Here is a 10078-nt window from a genome sequence, read left to right on the forward strand (position 1 = left end):
CGTCTTTGTCCAGGAGCATGACGGCGTTGGAATTACTGGCCAGCCGGAGCCGCCGATATCTGCTCTGTGTCGAGACGGCATCCACTTTTACCCCCCCCCCCCCCCCGAATTTTTAGCGCCTTTTTCGTGCTTTTTGGCGCTTACGCCGGATGTTTCCCGAATTTCGAGCGTCATGCCGTCCCTTCTCTCGGTTTGATTTGTTCTTTTGGCAGCCAGGCCGCCAGAATGTCGTTCAGCTTCGATGGCTCTATCGGTTTGGGGATATAGTCGGTGAGGCCCGACTGGATGAAGAACTCCCTCATGCCCTCGTCCGCGTTGGCGGAGAGCATGATGATGGGGAGTTTGTCCTGACTTTCGCCCAGGGCTCTGATGGCCTGGGCGGTTTGGATTCCATCCATCCCCGGCATCATGTGGTCCACGAAAACCAGATCGTAGTCGTGGGCCCTCGCCATTTTCAGCGCCTGTTCCCCGCTTTTCGCCAAATCCGGTTCGATTCCGTGTTTCGCGAGGTATCCGGCGGCGATGCGGAGGTTGGCGACGTTGTCGTCCGTTACCAAAACTGACGTTCCGGGACGAACCATGACGTGCGGGAAGTCCCCCGACCGCTCCAGCTCTTCGGGGTTCCCCTCTCTTATGGGCAGCAGAATTGTGAAAACCGAGGTTTTGTTTTGGTTTTGCCCGCCCTCTCCGTGACTTGCCGTGACTGCGCCGCCCATCATCTCCACGAGCCGCGCCGCGAGGCATAACCCGAGGGTCTCTCCCGTTAGATCCGCCCAGGCCGTGTCCGTTCCCGCGGGCGCGATTTTCGAGATTCTTTCGAATTTTTCTTTCCCTCGGCCTCCGTCCGTGGCCTCGATCCGGATGGACAGGAAATCGCCGCCTTCTTCACCTTTTTCGCATTCTTCGCGCTTGTGTTTCTCCCGCGTCAGGCTCAGGAGCAGGCGGCCCTTCTCGACGCGCTCCGAGACAATGCCCACGACACGCTCCAGGTCGATGCCCTCTAAAGCGCTGTCCAGGATGTTCGAGATCGCCCGGCGCAGCCGCGTCTCGTCGCCGTACAGCACGGGCGGGATGTCGTGCGCGATGGAGCTCAGGAAATCCAGAGGTTTGTCCCGGACGGTGAAGCGCGTGAAGGAGCAGACGTCGGAAAAAAGGGCGGAAATGTCGTAACTCGCGAGGGTCAGAGGCAGCTTCCCCGCCTCTATCCTGGAGAGTTCCAGGATGTCGTTGACGACTCTCATCAAAGAACGGGAAGTCTTTTGGATGTCCGAGAAATACCGGGCCTGTTCCTCGTCCAGGTTATCGACCCGCATCAGGTCGCCCATGCCGGTGATGACGCTCACCGGCGTCCGGATTTCGTGGCTTATGTAGGCCAGAAAGTGATTTTTCACCTCAGCCGAGGCTTTGTGGACGTCGGCCTTCGCGCTCAGTTCCCGTCGCAAGCCGGCGGAGTCGTAACAGAGGACGATCGCCCCTTCGAACTCGCCGTCGACGCCGAACGCGGGGGTGATGTGAACTTCGTACCGGCACGGTTCTTCCCGGCCCTGTGAAAGGGAGCGGAGGCTCGCCGCGCTTTTTTTGTCTCCGGTTTCGGCTTCATGGAGCCATCTCCGCACTCTGAGGGCGAACTCCGCGCCCAGGATGGAGCGGAAAACCTCGAAGGCATCCCGTCCCTCCGCCTGTTCAGAGCGGTCGAGCCCGGCCGCTTTCAAAAAGGCGTCGCCGCAGCGGACCACGCGCCCTTTCCGATCCAGCAGCAAAATGGGATTTCGGGAGTACATCAGCAGAAACCGCAGGTACCGACTCAGCTTTTGACGCTCAAACGCCCGACAGGACTCCATCATTCCGCTCATGGCGACGAAGGTTCGGTATCGCTCGATCTTCGCCTCCTGCCGCGCCAGAGCTCTGGAGAGCTTCCTGCTTTCGCGCAGAACTTCGCGCCTCTGTCGTTGCATATGCTCGGAAGGGGTCATAACGGCCCCCTCCTCGTTTCTAAAATTTCTGAAATGGGAGACGTCAATGCTGCAGAAAGCGGCGCTTCGACGAAGCGGTTTCTCTGTGAGAATTGCGATTTTTTTACAGATTTTACAGGTTTTGCAAATTTCGGACGTTCTGTCCGCCGACAGGAAACTCCAAAAAACCGGTTTTCTCCCGCGCCGCAGGCCGCAACGTCTCTCGTCTCTCCGTCTCCCATGGTCAACCCCTTATTTTCGGCAGAGATATACGCTTGCTTACACCATAACTATAAAATTGTAGTTAAACCCATAACTGCCAACGCTTTGCTCTTCTCTTTTGGTACTGCCACGCGCCAGCGTACTTATGTTTTTATTTAATCTGGAATTTATGGTTGCATTTTACATTTTTCGACAAGAATATGTCAAGTTTATTAGATATATGTTAGATATGTTAGATATTTTATCGTTTTACGATGTTTTCTGAATGATATTTTTCGTGACGATTAAATCCGCGCTCAAAAGGAGCGTACCGACAGGGATTTTCACCAGACGGATGAAGTCCTGAACTTTCCCGTCGCTATGCTGTAAAATCGCTATGTTGTAAAATATCAATTTAATTGCGCATTGTGGCGCGGAGTAGGAAGCACTGAAGAAAAAACTCAGAAAAAGATATAAAAAATGAAAACGAGGGGGATGGAAAGATGTCTTTGCCGAAAGCGTATGTGGGTTTACCGATTCAGGAGGCCGGGCTGAAGCTGCTGCGGGGCAGCGTCGATTTCAAAATATGGGAGAAGGAGGGCGCGCCCCCCAGGGAGGAGCTCTTCAGGGAGCTCAAAGACGTGGAGGGATTGCTTTCGGGGCTGCCCATCCGGGTGGACGAAGAACTGCTGAACGCCGCTCCGAAGCTGAAAGTGGTCAGCAACTATGCCGTCGGATACGACAACATCGACGTGGAGGCCGCGACCCGAAGGGGGATTTGCGTCACCAACACGCCGGGAGTTCTCACTCCGGCCACCGCGGACCTGACCTTCGCGCTCATTCTGGCGTCCGCGCGCCGAATTATCGAATCCAGTAATTTCCTGCGTTCCGGAGGGTGGAAGATCTGGTCTCCCGAACTCATGGTGGGAGTGGAGGTCGCCGGAGCCACCATCGGCATCATCGGGTTCGGGCAAATCGGGCAGGCGGTGGCGCGCCGGGCGAAGGGCTTCGATATGAACGTCATCTACTTCGACACGGAGCGCAAGCCGGATGCTGAAAAACAGCTGGGCGCGCGGTATCTGCCCCTGGAAGACCTGCTGAAGGAAAGCGACTTCGTCACGCTGCACTGCGTCCTGAACGAGAAAACGAAGAACCTCATCGGCGAGAAGGAACTGCGGATGATGAAAAAAACCGCCATCCTCGTCAACGCGGCCCGTGGCCCGCTGGTGGATCAGGCGGCGCTTTACCGGGCCTGCTCCGAAAAGTGGATTCAGGGCGCGGGGCTCGACGTGTTCGTCAAAGAGCCGGTGCCGCTGGACGAACCGCTTCTGACCCTCCCCAACGTGACGACGGTGCCGCATATCGGGAGCGCCAGTCGGGTAGCCCGGGACGGAATGGCCACCCGGTCGGCGGAAAACCTCGTTGCCGTCCTGCACGGCAAAAAACCCAGAAGCCTCGTGAACCGGGAAGTCTGGAAGGACTGGCCTGAAGAGCCCTCCAAATAGAGGAGGAGAGCAATGGTGAAGGAGAAAGAAAAAATTTTCACGGAAATAGAACATCTGGAGAAGGAAATGGTGGACGCCCTCTGCTCGCTGATTCGCTGTCCCGCCGTCACGCCTCGCAATGGAGGAACGGGAGAGCAGGCCAAAGCCGAGCTGATCGAGAAAATTTTGAAGAGTCTCAAATTGCCTGATCCGGAGTGGTTTTTCGTAAAGGACGACGGCGCGCCGGGGGGAAAACGTCCCAGCCTCATCGTGAATTACCCCGGTGTTTCGAGGGAAAGGCTGTGGATCGTTTCCCACATCGACGTCGTTCCCGAAGGAGACAGAAAACTCTGGAGCCATGATCCCTTCGAACCTTTCGTAAAAGACGGTTACGTTCACGGGCGCGGAGCCCTGGATAACGGTCAGGCTCTGGTGGCCTCCATTTATGCGCTGTACGCGCTGAAAAAACTTGGAATATCCCCCAAACGCGAGGTGATTCTCTGCTTTGCGGCCGACGAGGAAATGGGCAGTCATTTCGGCTTCAATCAAATGACCGACCGCCTGAAAAAAGACGACCTCATCCTCGTTCCGGACATCGGGACGGAAAAGGGAGACATCCTGTATATCGGAGAAAAGGGTCCTCTGTGGCTGGAGTTCGTTGTTCACGGCAAACAGGTTCACGCCTCCCTTCCCAATCGGGGAATCAACGCCTGTCGGGTGGCGAACCTCCTCTCCGTGGAGCTGGACAGCGCTTTTCACAAAATTTCCACCGACTCCAACGACCTCTTCGACCCGGCGACCAGCACCTTCGAGCCGACCCGACGGTTCGGAAACGTGGCCAACATCAACACGGTTCCCGGCATGGAGCGTTTTGCCTTCGACTGCAGGATGCTTCCCGGTTCGGACTTGGACAAAGTGATTGCGCTGGCCAGGCAGGTATCTGAAGACGTTGCGAAACGTACGGGAACCACCATCGAAGTGACCATCGCCAACAGGCAGGACCCCGCCGCGCTTCCGTCGCTGGACTCTCCGATCATCCGCCTCACCTCCGGCGCCGTCAGGGAGGTTCTGGGCGTCGAACCGCGTTTTGGCGGGCACTGCGGCGCGACCTGCGCCACGCCGGCTCGTACGGCCGGAGTGACGGCCCTGGCGTGGGAACAGGCCCTCGACGCCACCGCCCACATGCCGGACGAACGCTGTAAAATCGAGCACATGCTGAACGAGGCCAAAGTCTTCGCCGCCATGATGCTCAATGATTATTGATGCTTTTAATCAGGGATTAAGCCTGATTAAGATTTAGCGGGTCTGTTCGCGTTGGGAGGTGAGCGGCGCAAAACAAAAAAAACAAGGTGTTGTGAAAAGCGGGGTAACAGGGATTTTTCTTATGGTTCGAGAGTGAAGGAGGAGGATTGAAACAATGTGTAGAAAAATTTGTGCGGCGTTTCTGACGGCAGCGATGCTGGTTGTTTTTGCGAGCGGTGCTTTTGCGGCCGCGAAGGTTGGCATCGTGACGGGAACGACGTCGCAGAACGAGGAAGAATATCGGGCTGCCGAGGAAATGATAAAGAAATACGGCGCGGACAGAATCGTTCACGTCACGTACCCCGACCGGTTTATGGACGAGCAGGAAACGACGATTCAGCAGATCGTGAGTCTGGCGGACGACCCTGACGTTAAGGGCATCGTTCTCAATCAGGCCGTTCCGGGCTGCGTGGCGGGCGTCGTAAAGGCGAAGGAGTTCCGTCCGGACCTGTTTACCATCAGCGTGCAGACCCACGAGGAGCCCCATCTCATGTCGGCCAAAAACGACATCGTCCTCGACTACGACCAGGTTATGCGCAGCAAGCTGTCCGTTCCTGTGGCGCATAAAATGGGAGCGAAAACGCTGGTATTCTACTCTTTCCCGCGGCATATGGCGCGTCCGCAGTTCCTGGAGCGGAGAAACGTCATGCAGGCGGAATGTGAAAAGCTGGGCATGACGTTCGTGTTCCAGAACGCTCCGGATCCCACCGGAGACGCCGGTCTGTCCGGAACTCAGCAGTTCGTTCTGGAGGACGTTCCCCGTCAGGTTCAAAAATACGGGCCGGACACGGCTTTCTACACGACCAACGTGGGAATGATGGAGCCGCTGGTGAAGGCCGCCGTGGAAAACAAGGCGATCATGGCCGACGCCTGCGACCCGAGCCCTTATCTTGGCTATCCCGGCGCTTTGGGGCTTTCGATTCCTCCCGAGAAGAAGGGAGACGTCGACTACCTGCTGGACGCCATTCAGAAGAAAATCAACGAAGCCGGCGTTACGGGACGCTTCGGCACCACCACGAAGCCGGGCAACATTTACATCACCTACGCGGCCGTGGATTACCTTTTCGGCGTCATCGACGGTCAGATCAAGGGTTACGACCGGCCTAAAATGGAAGAATACATGCGCAAATACCTGGGGGAGAGCACTCAGATTCGTACATATGACGACTCGACTCCAAATATTCTGATGTTTGCGGGAGAAACGATCGTTTTCGATAAGAAATAATCTCGTGTGTTTTTAAGATTTGCAACGGGAGCCGGGGGGCGGAGGGCCGTCTCCCGGCATCCTGATTTGAGCCGGTTCGGGGCGGAAAAGAAGGAGGTCGTTCGGCCAGTATGAAATCTCATCTGCTGCAGCTCAAAAATATCTCGAAAGATTACGCCGGGAACAGGGTGCTGAAAAACGTCTCTCTCGACATCGAAGAAGGCGAGATTCACGCGCTTATCGGCGAAAACGGGGCCGGAAAATCGACTCTGATGAACATTCTCTTTGGAATGCCGGTGATCTTCGGCTCTGGGGGCTTCGAGGGCGAAATATGCTTTAACGGAGAAAACGTCCGGATCGATAAGCCTCAGGATGCGATGGATTTGGGAATAGGAATGGTTCATCAGGAATTCATGCTTGTGCCGGGTTTTACCGTGACGGAAAACGTCAGGCTCAATCGGGAGATGACCCGCCCCAACCTGGTGAGCGGCCTTGTGGGCAAAAAATACGAGACGCTGGACGTTCCCCGCATGAGAAGCGACGTGCGGGCGGTTCTGGACATGCTGAACTTTTCGCTGGACGAAACGGAGCTCGTCGAAAGGCTTCCGGTCAGCTACATGCAGTTCGTGGAAATCGCCCGGGAACTGGACAAACCGAGGATACGCCTCCTTGTTCTTGATGAACCCACGGCCGTTCTGGGAGAAAGCGAGGCCGACATCCTCCTGAAATCGATGAAAAACCTTCGGGACAAAGGAATGTCCATTCTGTTCATTACGCATCGTTTGGCCGAAGTGCGATCCGTGGCGGACCGCGTTACCATCCTGCGCGACGGGGAGGTTGTCGCCGCTCTGCCGGCCGCGGAGACGAACATCGACCGGCTCGCGGAGCTCATGGTGGGCCGGAATCTCGCCCTGACCATGGACAGCAGAAACTCGTCCCTGCGGGAGACGGACAACCTGTCCCTGAAAATCGAGTCTCTGGAAGTGCGAATGCCTGGAGAACACGTGAAGAGCCTCGACCTCGAAGTTTTCAAAGGTGAGATTCTGGGGCTCGGAGGGCTGGCGGGACAGGGGAAAGTCGGGGTGGCGAACGGCGTGATGGGCCTCTGCGAGGCGTCGGGAAAGGTGTACAGAGATGGAAAACCTTTGCCGCTGAACGACCCTCTGAACGCGCTCTCTCAGGGAATGGCCTTTGTTTCGGAGGATCGGCGCGGAGTTGGGCTGCTGCTCGACCAGTCCATTGAGATGAACATCGCCATAAAAGCGATGCAGGCCCGAGGGAAATTTTTGAACGGCCTTCGGGTGGACTACAGGGCAATGCGCGCCCATGCTCTCGAAATGATCGAAAAGCTGGACATCCGCTGCACGGGGCCGGGGCAGAACACCCGGTATCTGTCGGGGGGCAACCAGCAGAAAGTTTGTATCGCCGGAGCTTTGACGCTGGAGCCCGACCTGCTTTTTGTGTCGGAGCCCACCCGGGGCATCGACGTGGGGGCCAAAAAACTGGTGCTGGATCTCCTGAGGGTCCTGAACAGAGAACGGCAGATGACCATCGTCATGACGTCGTCGGAGCTGGGAGAGTTGCGTTCGATCTGTCACCGCATCGCCATTGTTTACAACGGCAGCGTCATCGGGATCCTGCCTCCCGACGCCTCCGACAGAGAGTTTGGGCTGATGATGGCGGGAGAACTTCAGTATGGGAACGAGGTGGCGTGAATGAAAAGTCCGGCTTCCGATGAAGGCCTGAAACGCGAATCGATACTGTCCTCAATTTCCAGAAATTTCGGGCTTGCGCGTTTCATCATCGTTCTGTTTCTTATTTATCTTCTGATACAGGCATATTTTCTGAAATTACCCATGCCTTCGCTTTTTTCCAATATGCTGACCCGGCTTGCCATGAACGTGGTTTTGACGCTTGCGATGATTCCCACGATACAGGGGGGGATGGGGCCGAATTTCGCGCTCCCTTTGGGTATCGTCTGCGGGCTGGTGGGGATGGCGGTGTCGATGGAGTACAGCATGGCGCCGCTGACGGCGTTTGTGGCGGCTTTGGTCATCGCCGTCATTCTGGCGATTGCGAGCGGGTGGCTGTACGGAGCGTTCCTGAACGGCGTCAGCGGGCAGGAAATGACGGTCGGAACGTATTTCGGCTTTTCCATCGTCTCTCTCATGTGCATTTTCTGGACGGTGGCGCCCTTCTCCAATCCGGAGCTGATCTGGGCCATCGGAGGAAAGGGCCTTCGCAACACGATTTCGCTGAAAGGCAGTCTTGGCGGGATTCTTGATTCGCTCTGGTCCTTTGAAATTTTTTCCGTGGAGGTTCCGGCGGGGACGCTTTTGTTTGTGGCGGTCTGCTGCGCTCTGGTTCGGGCGCTGATGCGCTCCCGAGTGGGAGTTTCCATCACCGCCGTCGGCAACAATCCCCGTTTCGCCATGGCATCGGGCCTGAACGTAAAAAAGCACAGGATCCTGGCGATGGTTTTTTCCAATGTTCTGGCGGCGGTGGGAATCGTCATCTACTCGCAGAGTTTCGGTTTTCTTCAGCTTTACCTCGCTCCGCTGTTCATGGGGTTCATTTCCGTGGCGTCGATTCTGATCGGCGGCGCGTCCATGAGAAACGCCGGCATAACCCACGCTCTGGTGGGGACGTTTTTGTTCCAGTCGATTCTGGTGGTGTCGATGCCGGTGGCCAACGTCGTTTTTACGGACAATATGTCAGATATTTGCAGAATTATCGTCAGTAATGGCATTATTCTTTACGCACTGACGCGCAAAAGCGAGGGGGCACGTTAAAAATGGGCATGAAATTTTTGCGAAAACACGCCGTCCCTCTGCTTTTTCTCGTTTTGTGCGCGTTGGGCGCCTATTGGTCCGGACTTATGCCCATTACCCTGATCAACGAAATTATTGTCCGTCTGTCCCGTAACTCGTTTTTTGTCATTTCTCTGATCATTCCCATTTTGGCGGGGATGGGGCTGAATTTTGGCATCGTCCTGGGGGCGATGGCGGCTCAGGCGGGATACGTCGTAACCGTCAATCTGGGATTCGAGGGGCTGACGGGCATTCTGACGACCTGTATTTTTGCCGTTCCTCTGGCGGTTCTTCTGGGATGGATGACGGGGGTGCTTTTCAACCACGCGAAGGGCAAGGAGATGATCACGAGCATCATTCTGAGTTTCTTTGCCAACGGGGTCTATCAGTTTGTCTTCATGATTCTGGCGGGATGGATAATCCCCATGCGAGCCGCGAACCTGCTGCAGGTCAAAACCGACGGCACGCCGGGAATCGGACTTGTCAACACCGTCGACCTTTCCCAGATGAAGTACGGGATCGACAACATTCTGAAGTGGAACATCTCCATGCAGGATATTCAGAGTCTTACAGATTTTCTGGGATTTTCCTTTCAAATTCCCCGCACGCGTCCCGTAAGTATCCCGGTGGGGACGTTTCTGCTCATACTGGGGCTGTGTATTCTCATGCATTTTCTGTTCAAAACGAAGCAGGGGCAGGACTTCAGGTCGGTGGGGCACGACATGGGGATCGCGGCCACTTCCGGTATCGACGTGGACAGAGTGCGCGTCAGCGCCATTATCTTCTCGACGGTGTTTGCCGCTGTGGGACAGGTCATCTTTTTACAGAATCTGGGCAACATTCAAACCTACGGCAGCCACGTTCAGGTGGGGACCTATGCCGTAGCGTCTCTCCTGATCGGCGGAGCGTCGGTGAAGAAGGCCACCGTGGGGCAGGCCCTTCTGGGAACGCTGCTTTTCCACACGCTTTTCATCGTCTCTCCCCTGGCGGGGAAAAATCTGCTGAACGACGTCCAGATCGGGGAATATTTCAGAGTATGTATTTCCTACGGGGTTATATGCGTGGCGTTATCTCTGCACGCCTGGCAGGAGAAAGAACGAATCCGCGCCGAAAAAGCTTCGGCGT

The 10078-nt window shown here is 56.1% G+C and carries 7 protein-coding genes; 6 read left to right on the top strand and 1 reads right to left on the bottom strand.

The window, feature by feature from the left end:
• Window positions 1-170: 170 nt before the first annotated feature.
• On the bottom strand, window positions 171-1973 hold the full coding sequence (locus LBR61_14280; GenBank protein MDR1733250.1) for a response regulator: 1803 nt from the start codon (window positions 1971-1973) through the stop codon (window positions 171-173).
• Between the two features lie 683 nt (window positions 1974-2656).
• On the opposite strand from LBR61_14280, the gene LBR61_14285 reads away from it, so the two are divergent.
• From LBR61_14285 to LBR61_14310, 6 genes are all read left to right on the top strand, one after another.
• Window positions 2657-3658 carry a D-glycerate dehydrogenase gene (locus LBR61_14285; protein ID MDR1733251.1) on the top strand — a complete coding sequence of 334 codons (1002 nt, stop codon included), beginning with the start codon at window positions 2657-2659 and terminating at the stop codon, window positions 3656-3658.
• 12 nt (window positions 3659-3670) lie between these two features.
• The gene (locus LBR61_14290) at window positions 3671-4900 is read left to right on the top strand and encodes a M20 family metallo-hydrolase (GenBank protein MDR1733252.1); all 1230 of its coding nucleotides are present in this window, start codon (window positions 3671-3673) and stop codon (window positions 4898-4900) included.
• A 154-nt stretch (window positions 4901-5054) separates the two neighbouring features.
• Window positions 5055-6164: a DUF3798 domain-containing protein gene (locus LBR61_14295; GenBank protein ID MDR1733253.1), complete on the top strand. Its 1110-nt coding sequence runs from the start codon at window positions 5055-5057 to the stop codon at window positions 6162-6164.
• 110 nt (window positions 6165-6274) lie between these two features.
• Window positions 6275-7858 (top strand): sugar ABC transporter ATP-binding protein, encoded by a 1584-nt coding sequence (locus LBR61_14300; protein ID MDR1733254.1) that lies wholly within the window; start codon window positions 6275-6277, stop codon window positions 7856-7858.
• Window positions 7859-8935, top strand: a complete 1077-nt coding sequence (locus LBR61_14305) for an ABC transporter permease (GenBank protein MDR1733255.1) — start codon at window positions 7859-7861, stop codon at window positions 8933-8935.
• 2 nt (window positions 8936-8937) lie between these two features.
• Window positions 8938-10078 (top strand): ABC transporter permease (locus LBR61_14310; GenBank protein MDR1733256.1); only part of this gene is annotated, 1141 nt, incomplete at its 3' end.

The sequence above is a fragment of the Synergistaceae bacterium genome, from assembly GCA_031272035.1.
In the GTDB taxonomy this organism is placed as follows: Bacteria; Synergistota; Synergistia; order Synergistales; family Aminobacteriaceae; genus JAISSA01.

What these genes read in the sequence shown, in the direction of transcription:
- LBR61_14290 (MDR1733252.1), top strand. Translation starts at nt 3,671, where the DNA reads ATGGTGAAGGAGAAAGAAAAAATTTTCACGGAAATAGAACATCTGGAG.
- LBR61_14300 (MDR1733254.1), top strand. Translation starts at nt 6,275, where the DNA reads ATGAAATCTCATCTGCTGCAGCTCAAAAATATCTCGAAAGATTACGCC.
- LBR61_14285 (MDR1733251.1), top strand. Translation starts at nt 2,657, where the DNA reads ATGTCTTTGCCGAAAGCGTATGTGGGTTTACCGATTCAGGAGGCCGGG.
- LBR61_14280 (MDR1733250.1), bottom strand. Translation starts at nt 1,973, where the DNA reads ATGACCCCTTCCGAGCATATGCAACGACAGAGGCGCGAAGTTCTGCGC.
- LBR61_14305 (MDR1733255.1), top strand. Translation starts at nt 7,859, where the DNA reads ATGAAAAGTCCGGCTTCCGATGAAGGCCTGAAACGCGAATCGATACTG.
- LBR61_14295 (MDR1733253.1), top strand. Translation starts at nt 5,055, where the DNA reads ATGTGTAGAAAAATTTGTGCGGCGTTTCTGACGGCAGCGATGCTGGTT.